Genomic DNA, 21527 nt, shown 5'->3' with positions numbered 1-21527 from the left:
GCACCCTTCTTCCTGCCCCGAATATCCGCGCCGGAGGCATGAAGGCTCAGGGCGCGCGCCGGGCCGCGAAGAAGGCGCGCAGCAATTGCTGGGCCTCGTCCGCCCCGATCCCGTCCAGCACCTCGGGCGCGTGATGCGCCTGGGGATGGGTGAAGACGCGCGCGCCGTGCAGCACGCCGCCGGATTTCGGGTCGGATGCGCCGAAGACCAGCCGTTCGATTCGCGCCGCGGCGATGGCGGCGGCGCACATCGCGCAAGGCTCGAGCGTGACGTAGAGCGCGTGGCCCGGCAGCCGTTCGGACCCGGCGGCGGCGCAGGCGGCGCGCAGCGCGAGAATCTCGGCATGCGCCGTCGGGTCGCATAGCTCGCGGGTGCGGTTGCCCGCCCGCGCCACGACACGCCCCGAAGGGGCGACCACCGCCGCGCCCACCGGAACTTCGCCACGGGCGGCGGCGGCCCGCGCCTCTGACAGCGCGGCCTGCATATGGCTGGTGAACCCCATGCGCGTTGCTCTGCCGCAGGATCGGCGCTTTCGCAAGGGCGTCTCCCGCAGGATAGACGCTTTCCGAGAGCCGCTCTATCGGCTAAGCGGTCGGGCATGAGCGAAAAGAACCCTTCCAGGACGCCGCCGGGCGAGCGGATCGCCAAGGTCATCGCGCGCGCCGGCGTCGCCAGCCGGCGCGAGGCCGAGCGCATGATCGAAGGGGGCCGCGTCGCCGTCAACGGCAAGATCATCGACCGCGCCGCGCTGAACGTCACCGCGGCCGACAGGATCGCGGTGGACGGCAAGCCGGTCGGCGCGCCCGAACCCGCGCGGCTCTGGCTTTATCACAAGCCCGCGGGCCTCGTGACCACGGCGCGCGATGAACAGGGGCGCGCGACGATCTTCGACGCCCTGCCCGAGGACCTGCCCCGCGTGATGAGCGTCGGGCGGCTCGACATCGCGTCCGAGGGGCTGTTGCTGCTGACCAATGACGGCGGACTCAAGCGGCGGCTGGAGCTGCCGAGCACCGGCTGGCTGCGCAAGTACCGCGTCCGCGTCAAGGGGCGCCCCGGCGACGACACCTTTGCGCCGCTGCGTGCCGGCCTCACCCTTGATGGCGAACGGTTCCAGCCGATGACCGTCACGCTCGACCGGCAGACGGGGGCCAACGCCTGGGCCACCGTGGGGGTACGCGAGGGGCGCAACCGCGAGGTGCGCCGCGCGATGGAGGCGGTTGGCCTCGCGGTGAACCGGCTGATCCGCGTCTCCTACGGGCCGTTCCAATTGGGTCAACTGAAGCCCGGCGCGGTCGAGGAAGTGCGCCCGCGCGTGCTGCGCGAGCAGCTGGGGCTCGAGGACAAGGACGGCGCGCAGAAATCCAAGCGCCCCGCGCCGAGGCGGCGGCGCAAGCCCTGAGCGCCGGGCGCGCCCACATTGCCGATTGACAGGCCCCGCGCCCGGCGGGGCATAACGGGGAAACCGCAACCGACAGGGACCATGTTCACCGATGGCAGATATCCTCACCGCCGAGAACCTCGGCAACCTCCTGATGCTGTGCTTCCTCCAGGCCGTGCTGGGCTTTGACAACCTGCTCTACATCTCGATCGAGAGCCAGCGCGCGCCGGAGGCGAAACGCAAGGCGGTGCGCATGTGGGGCATCATCATCGCCGTGGCGCTGCGGGTCGTGCTGCTCTTCGTGATGATCCGGCTGATCGACGCGCTGGCCGAACCCTTCTTCGTCTTCGACTGGGAGGGCGTGCTGACCGGCGGGGTGAACTTCGCCACCTGCGTCTTCATCTTCGGCGGCGTGTTCATCATCCACACCGCGGTGCAGGAGATCGCCCACATGCTCAGCACCGAGCACGTGGATGCCGACAAGGCCGACAGCGGCGGCAAATCCGCCGTCAAGGTTGTGGCGCTGATCGTGTTGACGAACCTCATCTTCTCGTTCGACTCGGTGCTCTCGGCGCTGGCGATCACCGATGTCTTCTGGGTGCTGGCCACCGCCATCGGCCTGTCGGGCGTGGCAATGCTGCTGCTGGCGGACGGAGTCACGGCGTTCCTGGAAAAGAACCGCATGTACGAGGTGCTCGGCCTTTTCATCCTGCTGATCGTCGGCGTGGTGTTGTTGGGCGAGGCGGGCCAGGCCGCGGCGCATGCGGCGCATGACGAAACGCTCGCCCTGCGGATCTTCGGCTACGAGGTGGTTCCGATGTCCAAGACCACTTTCTACTTCAGCGTGATCGTGCTGGTCGCGGTCGAGGTGATCCAGTCCGGCTATACCCGCAAGCTCGAGATGACGCGCCGCGCGGTGCAGCGCCGCACGCCCGAAACGACGCGGAGCCGCCCGGCAGGTTCCCCCTAGCAACCAGTCCCGCCTTGTCCTAAGTTCTGACTCCGGAGCGGGAAAACGGGACGGCGCCACCGATGGGACGAATTTTGCTCATTCTCTGTGCGGCGCTCGTGGTCTTCGCGCTGGTGATGATGCTCGTTTCGGTGGTGACGCGCGCGACGCACAACGGGCGGGAAATGGCGCGGGAGGTTGCGGCGGAGCCGCGGGGGGATGCAATGCGCAAGATCGGGTTTGCCGCGCTCATCATCGTGATGCTCGGCGTCACCAGCGGCCTTCTCGGAGGGCTGTGAGGGCGATGGCGCAGCGATACGGCGGGAAATACAGCCCCGAGGCAGGCGACGGTGGCGCGACGCGGGGGCGGCGCAACGCGGCGCGCGTCGATCCGGCGGGCGCGCGGGCGAACCTGATGTTCCTGCCCGCGGCGCTCGCGCTCTTCACATCGCTGACCTCGGGCGCGGCGGGGCTTGCGCTCGGGGCGGGGGCGGCGGCGGTGCTGGCGCTTTCGGCGTGGCTCCTGCGCGACGGGCTGCGCGCCGAGGCGGCCTTTCGCGAGCGCAAGGTCGCTCGCGCGCCGGGCGTGCCGCGCAAGCTGTTCTCCTCCGTCCTCGCGGGGCTCGGCATCGCCATCGCCGCCTACAAGGTGGAGCCGGGGCTGATCGCGCCACTGCTGTTCGGGGCCGTGACCACCGGGCTGCACGTGCTGTCCTTCGGGATCGATCCGCTGAAAGCCAAGGGGATGGAGGGCGTCGACCAATTCCAGTCGGACCGCGTCGCGCGCGTCGTGGACCAGGCCGAGGCCTATCTCGCCGCGATGTCCGACGCCGCCAAACGCGCCGGCGACCGGCAGATCGAAGCCCGCGTCGAGCAATTCAAGGACATCGTCCGCGACATGCTGCGCACGGTCGAGGAAGACCCGCGCGACCTGACGGCGGCGCGCAAGTACATGGGCGTCTACCTGATGGGCGCGCGCGATGCGACGGCCAAGTTCGCCGACATCTACGCCCGCAGCCGGGACGCGGGCGCGCGTGAGGATTACTTGATGCTGCTCACCGATCTCGAAGATAATTTCGACGCCAAGACCAAACGCCTTCTGAGCGACAGCCACAGCGATCTGGAGATCGAGATCGACGTGCTGCGCGAACGGCTGAGCCGCGAGGGCGTTCATTTGAAACAGACCGATCCCAACCCGAAAGGTTAATCCATGTCCGATTCCGTCCGCCAGAAGGCCGAAGCCTCCCTCGCCGATGTCGAGGCGGTCAGCGCCTCGGTCCTGCCCGAACCCACCGACGCGAACGCCATCATTCCGCTGGAGAAGGCGAACAAGCCGCTGGGAGACGCGATCCGCAAGCGCATGAACGAGATCGACATGACCGACACCCAGTCGATCGTCTCCTTCGGGTCGGCGGCTCAGGCCGAGTTGCAGACAATCTCGCAATCGATGCTCCAGGGCGTGCGCAACAAGGATGTCGGCCCGGCCGGCGATTCCCTGCGCGGCATCGTCACCACCATCCGCGGCTTTTCGGTCTCCGAACTCGACGTGCGCCGCGAACGCACCTGGTGGGAGAAGCTGCTGGGCCGCGCCGCGCCGTTCGCGAAATTCACCGCCCGGTTCGAGGAGGTGCAGGGCCAGATCGACCGCGTGACCGAGGATCTGAACAAGCACGAATACACGCTCTTGAAGGATATCAAGGCGCTCGACCTGCTTTACGAGAAGACGCTCGACTTCTACGACGAACTGGCGCTCTACATCTCCGCCGGAGAGGCCAAGCTGCGCGACCTGGACGAAACGGACATCCCCGCCCGCGAAGCTTTGGTCGAAAAGGCCGCCGAGGACGAGAAGGTGATGAAGGCGCAGGAACTGCGCGACCTGCGCGCCGCGCGCGACGACCTCGAGCGCCGGGTGCACGACCTCAAGCTCACCCGCCAGGTGACCATGCAGTCCCTGCCCTCGATCCGCCTCGTGCAGGAAAACGACAAAAGCCTGGTGACCAAGATCAACTCCACGCTGGTCAACACCGTGCCGCTCTGGGAAACCCAGCTGGCGCAGGCGGTGACGATCCAGCGCAGTGCGGACGCCGCCACCGCGGTGCGCGAGGCCAACGACCTGACCAACGAACTTCTGACCGCCAACGCCGAGAACCTGCGCGAAAGCAACAAGGCGATCCGCACCGAGATGGAGCGCGGAGTTTTCGACATCGAGGCGGTGAAGAAAGCCAACGCCGACCTGATCGGCACGATCGAGGACTCGCTCAGGATCGCCGACGAGGGCAAGGCGCGCCGCGCCGCCGCCGAGGCCGAGCTGAAGAAGATGGAGGGCGAGCTGCGCGACACGCTCGCCTCCGCCAAGGCGCGCGGAGACGGCGTCGGCGACAACGTCGGCGGCGCAGAGGGGGCCTAGGCGAATATGCGCGGCGCGGCGATCTTGAGGGCGGCGGTGGTGGTCATGGCGCTCGGCGCGCTGGCCGCCTGCGAAATCGCGCCGCCAGCCCCCGGCGTGAAGCCGCGCGCGCGCCCCGCCTCGGTCAAGCCGCCCCCGCCCCCGCAGGCGACCGGCCCTTCCGAGAAGAGCCGCGCGCTTGCCGCCTATTACACCCGGGTCGAGACCAACCTCGTCGGCCAGGGGCTGCTGCGCACCGACGGCGGCGGCCCCGACACGCCCTGGACCGATACCGACCTGCTGCGCAACTTCGAGCGCATCGCGTTCTACGACGAATACGCCCGCAACCGCGGCCTCACCCGCTCGGACGGCAAGCCGGGGGGGCTGCGCAAATGGACCGGTCCGGTGCGGATGGCGGTCGAATTCGGCGCAGCGGTCCCCGAAGACCAGCGCAGCGTCGACCGCGGGACCGTGGCGCGCTACGCCGACCGGCTGGCGCGCGTCACCGGGCACCCGATCTCGATCGGCGCCGGCGCGGACGCCAATTTCCACGTGCTCATCATGGGCGAGGACGACCGCGCGGAGGCGGTGCGCCGGATCAAGACTCTGGTGCCCAACATCAACCCCTCGTCGCTGGCGCTCTTCGACAACCTGCCGCGCTCGATTCATTGCCTCGTGGTGGCCTTCGCCGGAACAGGCGAAGACCACACCTACCGCCGCGCCATCGCCTTTATCCGCGCCGAGCATCCCCCGCTGTTGCGCAAGTCCTGCGTGCATGAGGAGCTGGCGCAGGGCCTCGGCCTCGCCAATGACAGCCCGCGCGCGCGGCCGTCGATCTTCAACGACGACGACGAATTCGCGCTGCTGACCACCCAGGACGAGGAGTTGCTGCGCCTGCTCTACTCGCCCCGCCTGCGCCCCGGCATGAGCGAAGCGGAGGCCCGCCCGATCCTGCGCGACCTGATCGCGGCGCGCGGCGGCGGGTCAAGCTGAAGGCAGGCGTCGCCGGGCGCTTGGCAGTGCGCGGCAAACATGGTTACGTTGAACGGCGCTCAATCGGCTGAAGGATATCTCAATGGGCATTTTCGACTTCCTGACCGGCGAATTCATCGACGTCATCCACTGGACCGACGACACCCGCGACACGATGGTCTGGCGGTTCGAGCGCGAGGGCCACGAGATCAAGTACGGCGCCAAGCTCACCGTGCGCGAAGGGCAGGCCGCGGTCTTCATCCATGAAGGGCAACTCGCGGATGTGTTCACCCCGGGTCTCTACATGCTCGAGACCAACAACATGCCGATCATGACGACGCTCCAGCATTGGGACCACGGCTTCCAGAGCCCGTTCAAATCCGAGATCTACTTCGTCAGCACGGTGCGTTTCAACGATCTCAAATGGGGCACCAAGAACCCGATCATCCTGCGTGACCCGGAATTCGGGCCGACCCGCATCCGCGCCTATGGCACCTATAGCGTGCGCGTCAGCGACCCGGCGAAATTCCTCTCCGAGATCGTCGGCACTGACGGCGAATTCACGATGGACGAGATCAGTTACCAGATCCGCAACATCATCGTGCAGGAATTCAGCCGCGTGATCGCCTCCTCGGGCATCCCGGTGCTCGACATGGCCGCCAACACCGCGGATCTCGGCAAGTTGGTGGCGACCGCGATCAGCCAGACGGTGGCGAATTACGGCCTCGTGATCCCCGAGCTCTACATCGAGAACATCTCGCTTCCCTCCGCGGTCGAGGCCGCGCTCGACAAGCGCACCTCGGCCGGGCTCGCCGGCGACCTTGGCCGGTTCACGCAGTATTCAGCTGCCGAAGCGATGACCGAGGCGGCGAAGAATCCCTCGGGCGGCGGCGGCATGGGCGCCGGGCTCGGCATGGGGATGGGGATCGCGATGGCCGACAGGATGACCGGCCAGTCCGGCCCCTGGGGCGCGCAGCCCCAGCCGGCGCAGGCGGCGCCTCCTCCACCGCCGCCCCCGCCCGAGAAGGTCTGGCACATCGCAGAAGCGGGCGAGACGCGCGGCCCCTACTCGCGCGCCGCGATGGGGCGGATGGCGGGCGACGGCGGCCTCACCCGCGACACCCAGGTCTGGACTGCCGGACAGGACGGCTGGATGCGCGCCGGCGACGTGGCGGAACTGGCGCAGCTCTTCACCGTCATGCCCCCGCCGCCCCCCGCGCCCTGATCCGCGCGCCCACTGACGGACACGAAGAAAGCCACGCAACCCTTGCTTTTGGTTGGTAAAATTACACAAACCCCAGGCGAGCGACCGCATGACCACGCAAGCCCCCGACGCCCCACCGCCAGACACGCGCGAGGAACACCGCTTTCCCTGCGACAATTGCGGCGCGGATTTCCGCTTTTCCCCCGAAGCGGGGAAACTGGTCTGCGATCACTGCGGCAATACCGAAGAGATCGCCGGCCCCTCGCCCTGGACCAACCCGCTCGCGGAACTCGACTTCGACCGGGCCGTCGCCGCCGACCTGCCCGAACACGACATGGAGGAAACCCGTGTCGTCAAATGCCCCAACTGCGCCGCCACGGTGGAACTGGGCGATTCCGAGACCGCTGTTGAGTGCCCGTTCTGCGCCACGCCGATCGTCACCGGCTCGGGGCTTCACCGCCATATCAAGCCGCGCGGCGTGCTGCCCTTCGCGCTCGATGAACGCACCGCGCGCAAGGCGATGACGGACTGGCTGGGCCGGCTCTGGTTCGCGCCCGGCGGCTTGCAGGACTACGCGCGCAAGGGTCGGCGGATGCAGGGCATATACGTGCCCTACTGGACCTATGACGCCGACACCCGCTCGGCCTATCGGGGCGAGCGCGGCACCGTCTACTACGAAACCCGCACCGTCACGCGCGATGGCAAGCGTAAACAGGTGCGCGTCGCCAAGGTGCGCTGGCGCGCGGTTTCGGGCCGGGTGGCGCGGGCCTTTGACGACGTGCTGGTGCTGGCCTCGCGCGCGCTGCCCAAGCGCTATACCGACGGGCTGGAGCCCTGGGATCTCGCGGCGCTCGAACCCTACCGGCCCGAGTTCCTGGCCGGGTTCCGCGCCGAGGCCTATACCGTGCAGCTTGACGAGGGGTTCAGGGAGGCGCGCGCGCACATGGACGCGCTCATCACCCGCGACGTGCGCTTCGACATCGGCGGCGACCGCCAGCGCATCCACGACATCCGCACCGAAGTCTCGGACGTGACCTTCAAGCATATCCTGCTGCCGGTCTGGCTCGCCGCCTACAAGTATCGCGGCAAAACCTATCGCTTCGTGGTCAATGGCCGCACCGGGCGCGTGCAGGGCGAACGCCCGTGGTCGGCGTGGAAGATCGCCATCGCCGTGCTGCTCGGGCTACTTGTGGCCGGGGCGATCGGTTTCGCGCTGGCGGCGAAGGAAGGCGCGCTCTGACAGCCGGGCGAGGATCGGACCCTCGGGGCCGAAGGCGCAGGAAACGGGTCGCAACGGCGCGAGGATAACGTCATTCAAGGGAGATGACCCAAGCCTCGCTCACCCCCGCCGCCGCGCTCATGCTCCTCGCCCTCGGGGCGCTCTGGGGCGGATCCTTTTTCCTGGCCGAGATCGCGCTGCGCGAGGTCCCGCCCATGACCATCACGCTGCACCGCGTCTTCTGGGCGATCCCGCTGCTGGCGCTGGTGGTGCGGGCGCGCGGCGCGGCGATCCCGCGCGCGCCGCGCGTCTGGGGGGCGTATCTCGTCATGGGCGCGCTCAACAACGCGCTGCCCTTCACGCTGATCTTCTGGGGCCAGACCCGGATCGAAAGCGGCCTTGCGGCAATCCTCAACGGGACGACGGCGGTTTTCGGCGCGGTGGTCGCGGGCCTGCTACTCGCCGACGAGCGGCTGACGGGGCGCAAGATCGCCGGGGCCGCGCTCGGCCTTGCGGGCGTGGCGGTGGTGATGGGCTGGGAGGCGCTTGCGTCCTTCGATCCGCGCAATACCGCGCAGCTTGCGGTGATCGCCGCCGCGCTCTGCTATGCGCTGGCCAGCGTCTGGGCCAAGCGCACGCTCAGCGCGCAGGCGCCGCAGATGAACGCGCTCGGGATGCTGGCGGGCAGCTGCGTGCTGATGGCGCCGCTGGCGCTGATCGTGGACGGGCCGCCGCGCGTCGACCTCGGCGCCGGCACTTGGGCGGCGCTGCTGGCGCTGGCGGTCTGCTCGACCTCGCTGGCCTACCTGCTCTACTTCGCGATCCTGCGGCGCGCGGGGGCGGCGAACCTGATGCTGGTCACGCTCATCATCCCGCCCTTCGCGGTTGCGCTCGGCGCGGCGTTTCTGGGCGAGGCTCCGGGGACGCGCGCGCTGGCCGGCTTCGCCGTCATCGCGACCGGCATCCTGGTGACCGACGGGCGGGTCCTGCGCGCCTTGCGCCGGGGTGATATGTCTGCACATATTAACCATTCGGAACACGAGGGGAGGCCCTGATGCGCGCGATCCTGCAAAGAGTGAGCGAAGCCAGCGTCACGGTCGAGGGCGCGGTCATCGGGCGGACCGGGCCGGGGCTGATGATCCTCGTCTGCGCGATGAAGGGCGACACCGATGCACAGGCCGAGGCGCTGGCGGCCAAGGCGGCGAAGCTGCGCATCTTCACCGACGACAACGGCAAGATGAACCGTTCGGTCCGCGACATCGGCGGCGGCGCGCTGGTCGTCAGCCAGTTCACGCTGGCCGCCGATGCGTCGCGCGGCAACCGGCCCGGGTTCTCGCAGGCCGCCGCCCCGGAGGAGGGCGAGCGGCTTTACCGGCATTTCACCGAGAGCCTGCGCGCCCATGGCGTGCCGTGCGAGACCGGGCGGTTCGGGGCGTCGATGCAGGTCAGCCTCGTCAATGACGGGCCGGTGACGATCCAGCTCGAGACCTAGATTCGTCGCCGAAAAATCTGCATCCCCGGAAAATTCGCGAATTTTCCAGGGGACGGCGCATAGAGCCGGCGGGCGGCGCGGCCGCATGACTTCACGGCGCCTTGACGCAGGGCGCGTGCCGGCCCAGTCTCCTGCGGCGACGCCGACAGGAGGAGACAGCCGATGCACCGCCGCATGGACGATACCGTGGCCCTGCTCTCCGAGCTGATCGCCTTTCCCACCGTGTCCGAGACCAGCAACCTCGCGCTGGTGGACCTGCTGGCCAGCCGGCTCGAGGATGCGGGCGCGAACGTGCATATCTTTCCCGACGATACCGGGCTCAAGGCCAACCTCTTCGCCACGCTCGGCCCCGAGCGGGACGGCGGCATCGTGCTGTCGGGGCATTCGGACGTGGTGCCGGTGGCCGACCAGGAATGGCGCACCGACCCTTTCGCGCTGCATGACGCGGAGGGGCGGCTTTACGGGCGGGGCGCCTGCGACATGAAGGGATTCATCGCCGCCGCCGTGGCGATGGCGCCCGATCTCGCGGCGATGACGCGCGACCGGCCGCTGCATTTCAGCTTTACCTATGACGAGGAAACAGGCTGCTTCGGCGCGCGCGCCCTGACCGACAGCCTCGCCGCGCTCGACCTGCGGCCCGCCATCGCGCTGATCGGGGAGCCGACCGAGATGCAGGTGATCGAGGGGCACAAGGGCTGTTTCGAGTATTCGACCCATTTCCACGGCCTCGCCGGGCATGGGTCGGGCCCCGACAAGGGGGTGAACGCGGTCGAATACGCCGCCCGCTTCGTCGCCCGGCTGCTGACGCTCAAGGACCAGTTGCGCGCGCGGGCGCCCGCGAACAGCCGCTTCGAGCCGCCCTGGACGACGATCAACACCGGTGCGCTGATCGGCGGGGTGGCGCATAACGTGATCCCCTCGACCGCGCGGGTCGACTGGGAAATGCGCCCGGTGCAGGACAGCGACGCGGCGCTGGTCAAGGACGACCTGCACCGCTTCTGCGAGGAGACGCTGCTGGCCGAGATGCGGCAGGTCTGCCCCGACGCGGATATCGTGACCGAGATCATCGGCGAGGTCGCGGGCCTCATCCCGACCGACCCGAACGCGGCGCGCGACATCGTGATGGAGCTGACCGGCGCGAAGGGCGCCGACGTGGTCCCCTTCGGAACCGAGGCGGGCATCTTCCAGGCCTACGGCATGTCGGTCGTGGTCTGCGGTCCCGGCTCCATCGACCAGGCGCACAAGGCCGACGAATTCGTGAGCCACGACCAGTTGGGCCAGTGCCTGACCATGCTGGAGCGCCTGGGCGAGCGGATCGCGCTGCGCGCCTGAAAGGTCAGGCCGCCGGCGCCGCCGGGGCCAGCCCGCCGGGCGCGAGGTTGGCGATCCAGGCGTCGTCCGCCTGCAAGGTCGCCGGTTCCACGCCGGAGACGATCGCCACCGTCTCGCCGCCGATCTGAAGGGCCGAGCCGCCGCCTTCGGCCACGATCCCGAGCGCCCCGCCCGATACCTGCGCGGGCGTTAGGAAGGATCCGTCCGGGTTGGCGAACAGCACCTGGTCGGCTGCCGCCCCCTCTTCGAAGAGGTCGCGGATCAGCACCGGGTCCGAACCGGCGGGGCCGACGACGACCTCGAACACGTCCACCCCGGCGCCGCCCCAGAGCACGTCGCCATCGTCGCCGATCAGCCGATCCGAACCGTCGCCGCCCAGCAGCTTGTCGGCGTCCCCGGTCCCGGGGTCGCGCCCGTCGAGCAGGTCGTCGCCGCCGGCCCCGTTCATGCGGTCGGCATCGGCGCCGCCGGTCAGGGTGTCGTTCCCGAGCCCGCCGTTGAGCGTGTCCATGCCCGCGAGGCCGAACAGCACGTCGTCGCCCTCGTTGCCATAGGCTTCATCGTCGCCCGCGCCGCCATCGAGCGTGTCGTTCCCGGCCCGCCCGACGATCTTGTCATCGCCGTCTCCGCCCGAGACACTGTCATCGCCCGCGCCGCCGTTCAGCGCATCATTGCCGGTCTCGCCCATGACCAGGTCGTCGCCCTCGTCGCCAAAGGCCACGTCATCGCCTTCGCCGCCCATGACGGTGTCGTCGCCGAGGTTGCCGCCGAGGCGGTCATCGCCTTCGTTCCCGTCAAGGCTGTCGTCGCCCGCGCCGCCATTCAGCCTGTCGCCGCCTTCGCCGCCGAACAGCCTGTCATCGCCGTCCCAGCCATTGAGAAGATCATCGCCCAGCATGCCATAGAGCAAGTCGTCGCCGGTATCGCCGCCGCTCAACTCGTCGTCGTCCTCGTCGCCGAAGAGGGTGTCATCGTCATCGCCCCCGTTGAGCGTGTCGGCCCCCGCGCCGCCCAAAAGCACGTCCATTCCGGCCATTCCCAGCAGCAGGTCGTCGCCCGCCCCGCCGAGGAGCGCGTCATCCCCGACATCGCCGTTCAGCCGGTCGTCGCCATCGCCACCTTCCAGCCCGTCATTGCCGCTGCCGCCGTTGAGGGTATCGTTGCCCGCCGCGCCGCGCAGCTTGTCGTCGTCCTCGTTGCCGAAGAGCGCGTCGTCGCCCCCCTGCCCGTTCATGGTGTCGTCGCCCTCGCGGCCATAGAGGCTGTCATTGCCTTCGCCGCCGCGGACCTGGTCGGCCCCTTCGCGGCCATAGACCCGGTCGTCGCCGGTCCCGGCATCGACCACGTCATCGCCCGCGCCCGCGACGATCACATCCGCGCCGCCGCGCCCCTCGATCGTGTCGTCGCCACCGCGCCCGTCGATGGTCTGGTCGGTCTCTCCGCCAAAGATCAGGTCGTTGAGGTTCGTCCCGGTGATCTCGGTATCCTCGGTCGGGCCGATCTCCTCGCCCTCCTCGGGTTCGGGCGGCTCCGCCGTGCCGCCACCGCTGTCGCCATCATCGAATATCTCGAACAGCGCGAAGCCCAGAAGCGCCGTCAGCGCGAGTGCCATGATCATCGTAACCCCCAGACCGTCCGTGAACGGAATCAACTTGCCGGAACAAACCGCTATTTCATTGAAAATGTTAACGTCGCTGCGGCGGTGCAGCAAGTTCCGTCATTGGAAACAGGTTGTTTCCCACACGCTTAGCGGGAAGCTATCGCCTCAGGCACGCCGGAAGGTAAGGTAGTGTGGCACCCGCCCTTCGCGCAGCGCCTTCTGTTCGTATCGGGTGCGTGTCCAGTCCTCCCAGGGCGTGCGCCAATCCGCCGCGCACTCTGCCGTCCAGGTGAACCCCTGCCGCGGCACTTCCTCGAGCGTCTGGCGAACGTAATCGGGAATGTCGGTCGCCACCCGCAGCACCGCCCCCGGGGCCATCGCGCGGGCCAGCGGCTCAAGATGCTCGGGCGTGACGAACCGACGCCGATGATGCCGCTTCTTCGGCCAGGGGTCGGGATAGAGCAGGAAGGCGCGCTCGATGCCGGCCTCGGGCAGCACGTCGAAGAGGTCGCGCGCGTCGCCGGGATGGATCGCGACGTTCGACACGCCCGCGCGGCGCAGCTTGGCCAGCGCCATCGCCACGCCGTTGAGATAGGGCTCACAGCCGATGATCCCCACGCCGGGGTTGCGCGCGGCCTGATGCACGAGGTGCTCGCCCCCGCCGAACCCGATCTCGAGCCAGACGGGGCGCCCGCCGAAACGCGCGCGCAGGTCAAGCGGCGCGCGCCCGGGATTCACGTCCCAGCCGACCGGGCCGGGCGACAGCCCGTCGAGATCCTCCCTGAGCAGCGCCTCCTGCGACGGGCGCAGCGCCTTGCCCTTGAACCGGCCATAGAAATTGCGCCACGGCGCGCCCGACGGATGCCTGTCCCTGATCATGGCGCGTCCCTACCCCGCCCGGCGCGGGGGCGCAAACCAAAGCCGCGAGGCGCGCCCCGGTCTTTCAATGTGCCGCAAATACTCATCCACCGCCTGCGATCGGCGCCGCCCGTGAGGCGAACCGCCTGCTCAGACCTCGCGTTTCAGCGCCTCGACCAGGTCCGTGCGCTCCCAGCTGAAGCCGCCGTCGTTCTCCGGCGCGCGGCCGAAATGGCCGTAGGCCGCCGTGCGTTCGTAGATCGGCTTGTTCAGTTGCAGATGCTCGCGGATGCCGCGCGGGCTCAGATCCATGCAGCGTGCGATCGCCTTCTCGATCTCGGCGGGCGCGACCTCGTCGGTGCCGTGGGCGTCGACATAGATGCTGAGCGGCTTGGCCACGCCGATGGCGTAGCTGAGCTGGATGGTGCATTTCTCGGCCATGCCGGCGGCGACGATGTTCTTGGCGAGGTAGCGCGCGGCGTAGGCGGCCGAACGGTCGACCTTGGTCGGGTCCTTGCCCGAGAACGCGCCGCCGCCATGCGGGGCCGCGCCGCCATAGGTGTCGACGATGATCTTGCGCCCGGTGAGGCCGGCGTCGCCGTCCGGGCCGCCGATCACGAACTTGCCGGTCGGGTTGACGTGCCATTCCGTGTCCGGAAGCAGCCAGCCCTCCGGCAGCACCTCGCGGATGTAGGGCGTGACGATGTCCTGCACGTCCGCGCTGGACAGGCTTTCGTCCAGGTGCTGGGTGCTCAGCACGATGGAGCACACGCCGACGGGCTTGCCGTTTTCGTAGCGCACGGAAATCTGGCTCTTGGCGTCGGGGCCGAGCGCGGGCTCGCTGCCATCCTTGCGCACCTCGGCGAGGCGGCGCAGGATCGCGTGGCTGAACAGGATCGGCGCCGGCATGAGCGCGTCGGTCTCATTCGTGGCGAAGCCGAACATGATGCCCTGGTCGCCCGCGCCCTGTTCACGGTCCTCGCGCGCGACGACGCCCTGGGCGATATCCGCGGCCTGTTCATGCAGCAGGTTGGTGATCTCGCAGGTCTTCCAGTGGAATTTCTCCTGCTCGTAGCCGATGTCGCGGATGCAGGCGCGCACGATGTCCTCCATCCCCTCCATGTAGCTGTGCAGCTTCTCCTGGTCCGACAGCCCCACCTCGCCGCCGATCACCACGCGATTGGTGGTGGCGAATGCCTCCGCGGCGACCCGCGCCTCGGGCTCCTCGCGCAGCAGCGCGTCGAGCACCGCGTCCGAGATGCGGTCGCATACCTTGTCGGGATGCCCTTCGGACACGGATTCCGAGGTGAAGGTGTAGTTCTGTCTTGTCATGAAATCGCTCCATTATGATGCCCCGTCACGCCAGGAAGCCGTTGTGACGGTCTGCGTTAACTAGCGCGCGCTTTATCGCAGCGTCAATCGGTATTTTACGCGCCCGGCGCCGCCCTTGCGCGGACCGCGACGCCCGCCACCGCCAGCGCCAGCAGCGCCAGGGTCAGCATCGGCCAGTCGCCCCCGGCGCGCGCGTAGGGCGTGGGCGCGGCGGCGGGCGGTATGGGGGCGTCGATCCAGCCCGCCTCGTTCAGCGGGATCCGCGCCGTGATCCGCCCGCGCGCGTCGATCACCGCCGAGACGCCGGTATTGGCGACGCGCACCATCGGCAGCCCCTGCTCGACGCTACGCAGCCGCGCCTGCGCGAGGTGCTGGTAGGGGCCGGAGACGCGGCCGAACCAGGCGTCGTTGGTGATCATCAGCAGCATGTCGGGCCGCTCGGGCGCGGCGGCGACGTCGCGCGCGAAGATCCCCTCGTAGCAGATCAGCGGCAGCATCCGGCCCACCCCCGGCGCCGTCATCAATTGCGGTCCCGGCCCGGCGGAAAACCCGGCGCCTTCGGTCGCGGCCAGCCCGTGAATGCCGAACCGCGCCAGCGTTTCGCCGAAGGGCATGTATTCGCCGAAGGGCACGAGGTGGTGCTTGTCATAGCGCGCGGCCTCATCGCCGTCGGCGCCGAGCAGCACGGCGGTGTTGTAGTATCGCGTCCCCTCGCGGCGCTGGAACCCGAGCACCACCGGCGCGCCGCGCGCGGCCTGCGCGATGCGCGCCAGCGCGCCATCCGCGTCGTTCAGCAGCACGGGCACCGAGGTCTCGGGCCAGACCACGAGGTCGGGCGGCGCGTCGGCGCCGGTATAGGCGACCATGCGCTCGAAGAAGCCGCGCATCTTGGCCGCGTCCCACTTGTCGCGCTGCGCGGCGTTGGGCTGCACAAGACGCACGACGGGCGCGTCGGCGCGCGTGACCGTCGGGGTCGTCAGTTCGGGGCCGACGACATAGGCCGCCAGCAGCGGCACGAGCGCCGCCGCGCCGATCAGCCGCCGCCCGCCGATCACCTGCCAGAGCGCCGCCGCGCCCCAGAGGGTGATCACGCAGAGCAAGAGCGCGCCGCCCACCGCCGCCCAGTGCATCACCGGCGTGCCGATCCAGACATGGCCCGTCTGCGCCCAGGGGAAGCCGGTCCAGAGCACGCCGCGCAGCCATTCCGCCAGCACGCCCGCCGCGATCCATGCCACCGCATTGCCCGCCGCGCTCCCGCGCCCGACAAGCCGCGCCAACCCGAAGGCGCCGCCCCAGAACAGCCCGAACCCCAGCGCCGCGAAGATCAGCGCGAAGGGCGCCATCCAGCCGTGCCGCGCGATGTCCACGAGGAACGGCTCAATGATCCAACTGAGCGTCACGAGGAAGTAGCCCGTCCCGGCGGCAAGCCCGATCGCCGCCGCCTGCCACGGCCGCCAGCCCTGCGCGAAGACGCCGTAGAGTCCGGCCAGCGCCAGCAGCGTGAGCGGCCAGAGACCCAGCGGCGCCTGCCCCAGCCCCGCCAACGCCCCGAGCGCGGCGCAGAGCAGCCAGCGCCGCCACGGCGCAAGGCCCGAGAGCCCCGCCGCGAGCCAGGCCTGGCGCGCGGTCAGTTCAGTCATGCGCCGGGGCGGCGGCGGGCGGGGCTACGCGCACGCGCAGCCGCTTGACCCGGCGCGGATCGGCGTCCAGCACCTCGAAGGAGGCGCCGCCGGGATGTTCGATCACCTCGCCGCGCACCGGCACGCGGCCAAGCAGCATGAACACAAGCCCGCCCAGCGTGTCGATCTCTTCCTCGTCGACCTCCTCGGCGTCGGTCAGGGACTGGCCGATCTCGGCCTCGAACTCCTCGAGCGGGGTCTTGGCCAGCACGAGGTAGCAGCCCGGCTTTTCCTCGCTCCAGAGCGCGTCCTCGCCGATGTCGTGTTCGTCCTCGATGTCCCCGATGACCTGTTCGATCAGGTCCTCGATGGTCACCAGCCCGTCGACCCCGCCATATTCGTCGATCACCAGCGCCATGTGGCGCCGGTCGGCCTGCATCTTCTGGAGCAGCACGCCGATCGGCATGGAGGGCGGCACGTAGAGCAGCGGGCGCAGCATCTTCTTCAGCGAGAACCGCGCGCCGCGCCCGTTGAACCCGTGCCGGAGCGCGAAATCCTTGAGATGGGCGAACCCCATCGGCGTGTCGAGCGTGCCGTTGTAGACCGGCAGCCGGGTCATGCCGCTTTCGCGGAAGACCTGGACCAGATCGTCCTTGGTGATGTCATGGGGGACCGACACGATGTCGGCCTTGGGGATCATCACGTCCTCGACCACCTTGTCGCGCAGGTTGAGCATGCCGTGACCCGTGGCCGGGCGCGCGCCATTGGCCTGCGCCTGGCCGTCTTCGTCCATCTCTCCCGAGGTGAAAACCCCCATGAACCGGCGAAAGAAACCGCCCTGTTCGTCCTCATCCGACTGCGCGCCCTGCGCCGCGTCAGAAGAGCCGTCGCTGTTGTCGTCCATCTGCCCTTTTCCGAATTCCGGGCCGGTGCGGCCCGCGTCTCGCCTCAATATGGGTCATCGATCCCCAGTTTGCAAAGGATCCGCACTTCGAGCGCCTGCATCAGCGCGGCGTCGGCGTCACGGATATGGTCGTAGCCCAGCAGGTGCAAGACCGCGTGCACGACGAGATGCGTCGCATGAGCGGCGAGCGGCCTGCCCGCCGCCCCCGCCTCGCGCGCGCAGGTGTCATAGGCGATGGCGATGTCGCCCAGTTCGGGATCATCGCCGGGCCAGGGCGCGTCGGGCGCGGCGCCGGGGTCGCGCGGGCCGCGATCCTCGGCCGGCCAGCTCAGCACGTTGGTCGGCTGCGGCCTGTCGCGGAAATCGGCGTTTAGCGCGGCGATGCGCGCGTCGTCGCAGCCCAGAACGGCGATCTCCCAGTCCGCCGGATCGAGCCCGAGATGCGCAAGCGTCGCCTGTGCGGCGGTTTCGGCCAGCCCGGGCAGGTCCACGCTGGTCCAGCGCGCATCCTCGACCAGCGTTTCGGTCAGCATGGGCGCGCCGGGGTGATCCGCGCGGGACGCGCCTGTCTCAGCCATCGGCCTCATAGGCCTCGATGATCGCGGCGACCAGCGGGTGGCGCACGACGTCCTTCGCGGTGAAGTAGTTGAACGCGATGTTCGGGATCGATTTCAGCAGCCGTTCGGCGTCATGCAGCCCCGAGGTCGCGCCGCGCGGCAGGTCGATCTGGGTGCGGTCGCCCGTCACCACCATGCGGCTGCCTTCGCCGAGTCGGGTGAGAAACATCTTCATCTGCATCGTCGTCGCGTTCTGCGCCTCGTCCAGCACCACGAACGCGTTGCTGAGCGTGCGCCCGCGCATGAAGGCCAGCGGCGCAATCTCGATCTTCTTTTCCTCGACCAGCTTGGCCAGTTGTTTGCCCGGCAGGAAATCGTTGAGCGCGTCGTAGAGCGGCTGCATGTAGGGGTCGACCTTGTCCTTCATGTCGCCGGGCAGGTAGCCGAGCTTCTCGCCCGCCTCGACCGCCGGGCGGCTGAGGATGATGCGGTCCACATGCCCGTCGATGAACATCGACACGCCGACGGCGACGGCGAGATAGGTCTTGCCGGTGCCGGCGGGGCCGATGCCGAAGGCCAGTTCGTTCCGATAGAGCGCGCGGACATAGGCGCGCTGCGCGTCGGTGCGCGGCTCGACCAGCTTCTTGCGGGTCTTGATCTCGACCCGGCCGTCGCGGAACATCTCGAACTGGTCGCCGGCGCGCGCGCCGGTTTCGTCCTCGGGGCCGTTCATGCGCAATTCGCGGTCGACGTCGCCGCGCTCGACCGCGCGGCCCGCCTCGAGGCGCTCATAGAGCGCGCGCAGCACCTCCATTGTTTCGGCCACCTGGTCGGCCTCGCCATACACGGTCAGCTGGTTGCCGCGTCGCAGAATCTGCACGCCCAGCGTCCGCTCGATCTCGGCGAGGTTGCGGTCATGTTCGCCGCAGAGGTCGATCAGCAGGTAATTGTCCGGAAACTCGACGGTTTCGTGATGCATCGCGTCAAGGGATGCGTCAGGCAGATCGGTTGAGGTCAAACACGTCTCCCGTCAGAGGGTGATCCATACGAAGGCCCGATCAACGCCGACCCTCGCCCAATGGTGCCAAGTTGCGCCGCCCGGCGCAAGCGCCGCGGAGGCGATCAGCGCGAAAAGCCGCGGACCTTCCGGCCCGCGGCTTCGCATTCCGCGCGTTTCGCCGTCCGGTCAGATCGGATCGGTGACCGGCGAGCCGCCCTTGTAGGCGCCGGTCGCGGTGTTCGGCGGGGCCGTGCCCGAGCAGACCGGCTTGCCATACTTGTCGAGCCGCTGGGACAGGTAGCCCTCTGCGCCGTCGTCGATGATCCAGTGATCGCAGCCGTTCGGGTCGATCCAGACGCCCGCCTTGAGCTGGCTCAGGTGCTTGGAGTCAAAGCCGCGGTCCACGGTCTTGTCTATCTTGTTGTCACAGCCGGCGACGACCACGGCCGCAGAGAGGACAACTGCCAATTTAACGAGTTTCATCTATCGTCCCCCTAGCGGATGCAAATGATTTCGACGCGGCGGTTCTGCTGCATGCCCGCCGCGGTGCTGTTGGGCGCCTTGGGCATCCGCTCACCATAGCCGCGCACGTCCGCGATCCGCGCGCCGGTGGCGGCGGCGATCCGCGCGACCGAGGCGGCGCGGCGATAGGACAGGTCCATGTTATACTGGTCCGAGGCCCGGCTGTCGGTGTGGCCGGCGATGATGTAGGAGATCGCGCCGGTGTCGTGGAAGAACTTGGCGAGGCGCTGCTTGCCCGCGGCGCTGATGCGCGCGCTGTCGGTGCGGAAGAGCTGGTCGGTGTTCACCACCCCGCAGACATTGCCGCGATGGCAGACGGGGATGCCCTGGCGGTTGGTGTGGGGCGACATGTAGCCCTCCCAGCCGTCGTCCATCACCCAGTGTTCGCACCCGTCGGGATCGACCCAGATCGTCGGCGTGTAATTCTCGCCGATGACGGTTCGTTGCTGGGCGTTCGCCGCCCCGCTCGAAAATGTCACGGCGACCGCCAGGGCGGCGGCAGCCAGTCCCCCCAAAACGCCGTGGAATGACCGCAGAAATCTCCGTGTCACAGCCCTCTTCCTTTTATCTGTTCCCCCAGTGGCGGGCGACCTGTCGCCGCCTCGCCAAAATCGCAATTTATCCTGCAACCTTACCAGTTTTCAAATTCATGTGAAGGGCTAAAGCGCGCGCGCGATTGAGCGGCCCGCGCGAAATATCCCGGCCGGCGGGCGGCAATCGCCGCGCCTGTGGCGGGATGGCGGCGACGGCGCGCCGCATGGGCCGGGCGGGCGAATCGGCAGGGCGCGGCGCGCTTCCTCAGAGAGCGACGCCGGCCAGCGAGTTGGGGCCGCTTTCGGTGATCCGGACCCGGCGGATATCGCCCGGCGCGATGCCGGAGCCCGCGACATGCACCGCGTGCAGGTAGTCGGACTTGCCCACCATCTGCCCCGGGAGCCGCCCCGGCTTTTCGAACAGCACGCCGACCTCGCGGCCGACCATGCTTTCCTGCACGGCGCGCTGCTGCCGGGTGAGCAGCGCCTGAAGCCGTTGCAGCCGCGCGTCGGCCTCGGCCGCGTCGACCTGCGCGCGTTCCGCCGCCGGAGTGCCGGGGCGGGTGGAATACTTGAACGAGTAGGCCGTGCCATAGCCGACCTCTTCGACCAGGTTCAGCGTGTCCTGGAAATCCGCCTCGGTCTCTTCGGGGAAGCCGACGATGAAATCGCCGGAAATCAGGATGTCGGGCCGCGCGGCGCGGATGCGCTCGATCAGGCGGACATAGCCTTCGGCGGTGTGTTTGCGGTTCATCCGCTTGAGGATGCGGTCGCTGCCGGATTGCACCGGCAGGTGCAGGTAGGGCATGAGTTTCGCACAGGTTCCGTGCGCCTCGATCAAATCGTCGCTCATGTCGTTGGGATGGCTCGTGGTGAAGCGGATGCGTTCCAGCCCGTCGATTTCGGCAAGCGCCCGGATCAGCCGCGCGAGCGACCAGTCGCCGCCCTCCCCGGCCCCGTGATAGGCATTGACGTTCTGGCCCAGCAGCGTGATCTCGCGCACGCCGCGCTCCACGAGGTCGCGCGCCTCCTCGAGCACGCGCGTCGCCGGGCGGCTGGCCTCCGCGCCCCGCGTGTAGGGCACGACGCAGAAGGCGCAGAACTTGTCGCAGCCCTCCTGCACGGTGAGGAAGGCCGTGGGTCCGCGCTTCGCGCGCGGGCGGCGCTTGAGCGCGTCGAACTTGTCCTCCTCGGGGAAATCGGTGTCGAGCGCCTTTTCCCCGGCCCGCGCGCGAGCCTCCATCTCGGGGAGGCGGTGATAGCTCTGCGGGCCGACCACGAGGTCGACAAGCGGCTGGCGGCGCATGATCTCCTCGCCCTCGGCCTGGGCCACGCAGCCGGCGACGCCGATCCTGAGGTCCGGGTTGGCGTCCTTTAGCGCGCGGAAGCGGCCCAGCTCGGAATAGACCTTCTCGGCGGCTTTTTCGCGGATATGGCAGGTGTTGAGCAGGATCAAGTCCGCATCCCCGGCGCTGTCCGTGCCGACATAGCCCGCGCCGGTCATCGCCTCGGTCATGCGTTCGCTGTCATAGACGTTCATCTGGCAGCCATAGGTCTTGATGTAGAGCTTGCGGGGATCGGACATGGCGCGCGCACCTTCTGGCGGGATCGGACGTTCGGCGCCTGCCTATACCACCGAAGGGGTATCTTGCAATGCGGGGCGAATTGAC

At 68.9% G+C, this 21527-nt stretch carries 22 protein-coding genes and 1 riboswitch; of the genes, 11 read left to right on the top strand and 11 right to left on the bottom strand.

Features of this window, described 5'->3' with window-relative positions; all coding sequences use genetic code 11:
* Positions 1–46: 46 nt before the first annotated feature.
* A complete protein-coding gene (locus tag D6850_RS04785) occupies positions 47–502 on the bottom strand; it encodes a nucleoside deaminase (RefSeq protein ID WP_121164275.1) in 456 nt (151 codons plus the stop codon).
* A gap of 96 nt (positions 503–598) precedes the next feature.
* On the opposite strand from D6850_RS04785, the gene D6850_RS04780 reads away from it, so the two are divergent.
* The 11 genes from D6850_RS04780 (at position 599) to argE (ending at position 10932) form a co-directional block, all read left to right on the top strand.
* Entirely contained in the window at positions 599–1399 is an 801-nt protein-coding gene (locus D6850_RS04780; RefSeq protein WP_121164273.1) for a pseudouridine synthase, read from the top strand.
* Positions 1400–1490: 91 nt separating this feature from the next.
* Positions 1491–2348: a TerC family protein gene (locus D6850_RS04775; RefSeq protein WP_121164271.1), complete on the top strand. Its 858-nt coding sequence runs from the start codon at positions 1491–1493 to the stop codon at positions 2346–2348.
* A gap of 62 nt (positions 2349–2410) precedes the next feature.
* Positions 2411–2626 (top strand): hypothetical protein, encoded by a 216-nt coding sequence (locus D6850_RS04770; protein ID WP_147438855.1) that lies wholly within the window; start codon positions 2411–2413, stop codon positions 2624–2626.
* A 5-nt stretch (positions 2627–2631) separates the two neighbouring features.
* Complete coding sequence (locus tag D6850_RS04765) at positions 2632–3534, top strand: 5-bromo-4-chloroindolyl phosphate hydrolysis family protein (RefSeq protein ID WP_121164267.1); 903 nt, start codon at positions 2632–2634, stop codon at positions 3532–3534.
* 3 nt (positions 3535–3537) lie between these two features.
* On the top strand, positions 3538–4734 hold the full coding sequence (locus D6850_RS04760) for a toxic anion resistance protein (protein ID WP_121164265.1): 1197 nt from the start codon (positions 3538–3540) through the stop codon (positions 4732–4734).
* Between the two features lie 6 nt (positions 4735–4740).
* Positions 4741–5706 (top strand): DUF2927 domain-containing protein, encoded by a 966-nt coding sequence (locus D6850_RS04755; protein ID WP_206019198.1) that lies wholly within the window; start codon positions 4741–4743, stop codon positions 5704–5706.
* 82 nt (positions 5707–5788) lie between these two features.
* A complete protein-coding gene (locus D6850_RS04750; protein ID WP_121164263.1) occupies positions 5789–6910 on the top strand; it encodes an SPFH domain-containing protein in 1122 nt (373 codons plus the stop codon).
* Between the two features lie 88 nt (positions 6911–6998).
* A complete protein-coding gene (locus tag D6850_RS04745) occupies positions 6999–8129 on the top strand; it encodes a TFIIB-type zinc finger domain-containing protein (RefSeq protein WP_121164261.1) in 1131 nt (376 codons plus the stop codon).
* Between the two features lie 83 nt (positions 8130–8212).
* Positions 8213–9163, top strand: a complete 951-nt coding sequence (locus D6850_RS04740) for a DMT family transporter (RefSeq protein ID WP_121164258.1) — start codon at positions 8213–8215, stop codon at positions 9161–9163.
* The gene (dtd, locus tag D6850_RS04735; protein ID WP_121164256.1) at positions 9163–9600 is read left to right on the top strand and encodes a D-aminoacyl-tRNA deacylase; all 438 of its coding nucleotides are present in this window, start codon (positions 9163–9165) and stop codon (positions 9598–9600) included. Before D6850_RS04740 ends, dtd begins: the two co-directional genes overlap by 1 nt.
* 162 nt (positions 9601–9762) lie before the next feature.
* Positions 9763–10932, top strand: a complete 1170-nt coding sequence (gene argE, locus D6850_RS04730; RefSeq protein WP_121164254.1) for an acetylornithine deacetylase — start codon at positions 9763–9765, stop codon at positions 10930–10932.
* A 4-nt stretch (positions 10933–10936) separates the two neighbouring features.
* On the opposite strand, the gene D6850_RS04725 is transcribed toward argE, so the two are convergent.
* From D6850_RS04725 to miaB, 10 genes are all read right to left on the bottom strand, one after another.
* Positions 10937–12544 carry a calcium-binding protein gene (locus D6850_RS04725; RefSeq protein WP_166433987.1) on the bottom strand — a complete coding sequence of 536 codons (1608 nt, stop codon included), beginning with the start codon at positions 12542–12544 and terminating at the stop codon, positions 10937–10939.
* 153 nt (positions 12545–12697) lie between these two features.
* Positions 12698–13411: a tRNA (guanine(46)-N(7))-methyltransferase TrmB gene (gene trmB / locus D6850_RS04720; protein WP_121164250.1), complete on the bottom strand. Its 714-nt coding sequence runs from the start codon at positions 13409–13411 to the stop codon at positions 12698–12700.
* 129 nt (positions 13412–13540) lie between these two features.
* Entirely contained in the window at positions 13541–14722 is a 1182-nt protein-coding gene (metK, locus tag D6850_RS04715; RefSeq protein ID WP_121164248.1) for a methionine adenosyltransferase, read from the bottom strand.
* Positions 14723–14727: 5 nt separating this feature from the next.
* A riboswitch (SAM-SAH riboswitch) is annotated at positions 14728–14775 on the bottom strand.
* A 42-nt stretch (positions 14776–14817) separates the two neighbouring features.
* A complete protein-coding gene (lnt, locus tag D6850_RS04710; RefSeq protein ID WP_121164246.1) occupies positions 14818–16362 on the bottom strand; it encodes an apolipoprotein N-acyltransferase in 1545 nt (514 codons plus the stop codon).
* A complete protein-coding gene (locus tag D6850_RS04705; RefSeq protein ID WP_121164244.1) occupies positions 16355–17245 on the bottom strand; it encodes a hemolysin family protein in 891 nt (296 codons plus the stop codon). Before D6850_RS04705 ends, lnt begins: the two co-directional genes overlap by 8 nt.
* A 44-nt stretch (positions 17246–17289) precedes the next feature.
* A complete protein-coding gene (ybeY, locus tag D6850_RS04700; protein WP_121165112.1) occupies positions 17290–17778 on the bottom strand; it encodes an rRNA maturation RNase YbeY in 489 nt (162 codons plus the stop codon).
* A 37-nt stretch (positions 17779–17815) separates the two neighbouring features.
* Positions 17816–18781 carry a PhoH family protein gene (locus tag D6850_RS04695; RefSeq protein WP_121165110.1) on the bottom strand — a complete coding sequence of 322 codons (966 nt, stop codon included), beginning with the start codon at positions 18779–18781 and terminating at the stop codon, positions 17816–17818.
* A 207-nt stretch (positions 18782–18988) separates the two neighbouring features.
* Positions 18989–19285, bottom strand: coding sequence for a hypothetical protein (locus tag D6850_RS04690; RefSeq protein ID WP_121164242.1), 297 nt, complete (start codon positions 19283–19285; stop codon positions 18989–18991).
* 11 nt (positions 19286–19296) lie between these two features.
* Entirely contained in the window at positions 19297–19803 is a 507-nt protein-coding gene (locus D6850_RS04685) for an OmpA family protein (RefSeq protein WP_245964095.1), read from the bottom strand.
* A 319-nt stretch (positions 19804–20122) separates the two neighbouring features.
* Positions 20123–21442: a tRNA (N6-isopentenyl adenosine(37)-C2)-methylthiotransferase MiaB gene (miaB, locus tag D6850_RS04680; protein WP_121164238.1), complete on the bottom strand. Its 1320-nt coding sequence runs from the start codon at positions 21440–21442 to the stop codon at positions 20123–20125.
* Positions 21443–21527 lie beyond the last annotated feature (85 nt).

This window comes from Roseovarius spongiae (genome assembly GCF_003651245.1).
Lineage (GTDB): Bacteria > Pseudomonadota > Alphaproteobacteria > Rhodobacterales > Rhodobacteraceae > Roseovarius > Roseovarius spongiae.
This window is presented reverse-complemented; position numbering and strand designations above follow the sequence as displayed.

Bases quoted from the DNA above. Each gene is read 5' to 3' on its own strand.
- D6850_RS04785 (WP_121164275.1), bottom strand. From the start codon at position 502: ATGGGGTTCACCAGCCATATGCAGGCCGCGCTGTCAGAGGCGCGGGCC.
- D6850_RS04780 (WP_121164273.1), top strand. From the start codon at position 599: ATGAGCGAAAAGAACCCTTCCAGGACGCCGCCGGGCGAGCGGATCGCC.
- D6850_RS04775 (WP_121164271.1), top strand. From the start codon at position 1,491: ATGGCAGATATCCTCACCGCCGAGAACCTCGGCAACCTCCTGATGCTG.
- D6850_RS04770 (WP_147438855.1), top strand. From the start codon at position 2,411: ATGGGACGAATTTTGCTCATTCTCTGTGCGGCGCTCGTGGTCTTCGCG.
- D6850_RS04765 (WP_121164267.1), top strand. From the start codon at position 2,632: ATGGCGCAGCGATACGGCGGGAAATACAGCCCCGAGGCAGGCGACGGT.
- D6850_RS04760 (WP_121164265.1), top strand. From the start codon at position 3,538: ATGTCCGATTCCGTCCGCCAGAAGGCCGAAGCCTCCCTCGCCGATGTC.
- D6850_RS04755 (WP_206019198.1), top strand. From the start codon at position 4,741: ATGCGCGGCGCGGCGATCTTGAGGGCGGCGGTGGTGGTCATGGCGCTC.
- D6850_RS04750 (WP_121164263.1), top strand. From the start codon at position 5,789: ATGGGCATTTTCGACTTCCTGACCGGCGAATTCATCGACGTCATCCAC.
- D6850_RS04745 (WP_121164261.1), top strand. From the start codon at position 6,999: ATGACCACGCAAGCCCCCGACGCCCCACCGCCAGACACGCGCGAGGAA.
- D6850_RS04740 (WP_121164258.1), top strand. From the start codon at position 8,213: ATGACCCAAGCCTCGCTCACCCCCGCCGCCGCGCTCATGCTCCTCGCC.
- dtd (WP_121164256.1), top strand. From the start codon at position 9,163: ATGCGCGCGATCCTGCAAAGAGTGAGCGAAGCCAGCGTCACGGTCGAG.
- argE (WP_121164254.1), top strand. From the start codon at position 9,763: ATGCACCGCCGCATGGACGATACCGTGGCCCTGCTCTCCGAGCTGATC.
- D6850_RS04725 (WP_166433987.1), bottom strand. From the start codon at position 12,544: ATGGCACTCGCGCTGACGGCGCTTCTGGGCTTCGCGCTGTTCGAGATA.
- trmB (WP_121164250.1), bottom strand. From the start codon at position 13,411: ATGATCAGGGACAGGCATCCGTCGGGCGCGCCGTGGCGCAATTTCTAT.
- metK (WP_121164248.1), bottom strand. From the start codon at position 14,722: ATGACAAGACAGAACTACACCTTCACCTCGGAATCCGTGTCCGAAGGG.
- lnt (WP_121164246.1), bottom strand. From the start codon at position 16,362: ATGACTGAACTGACCGCGCGCCAGGCCTGGCTCGCGGCGGGGCTCTCG.
- D6850_RS04705 (WP_121164244.1), bottom strand. From the start codon at position 17,245: ATGGACGACAACAGCGACGGCTCTTCTGACGCGGCGCAGGGCGCGCAG.
- ybeY (WP_121165112.1), bottom strand. From the start codon at position 17,778: ATGCTGACCGAAACGCTGGTCGAGGATGCGCGCTGGACCAGCGTGGAC.
- D6850_RS04695 (WP_121165110.1), bottom strand. From the start codon at position 18,781: ATGCATCACGAAACCGTCGAGTTTCCGGACAATTACCTGCTGATCGAC.
- D6850_RS04690 (WP_121164242.1), bottom strand. From the start codon at position 19,285: ATGAAACTCGTTAAATTGGCAGTTGTCCTCTCTGCGGCCGTGGTCGTC.
- miaB (WP_121164238.1), bottom strand. From the start codon at position 21,442: ATGTCCGATCCCCGCAAGCTCTACATCAAGACCTATGGCTGCCAGATG.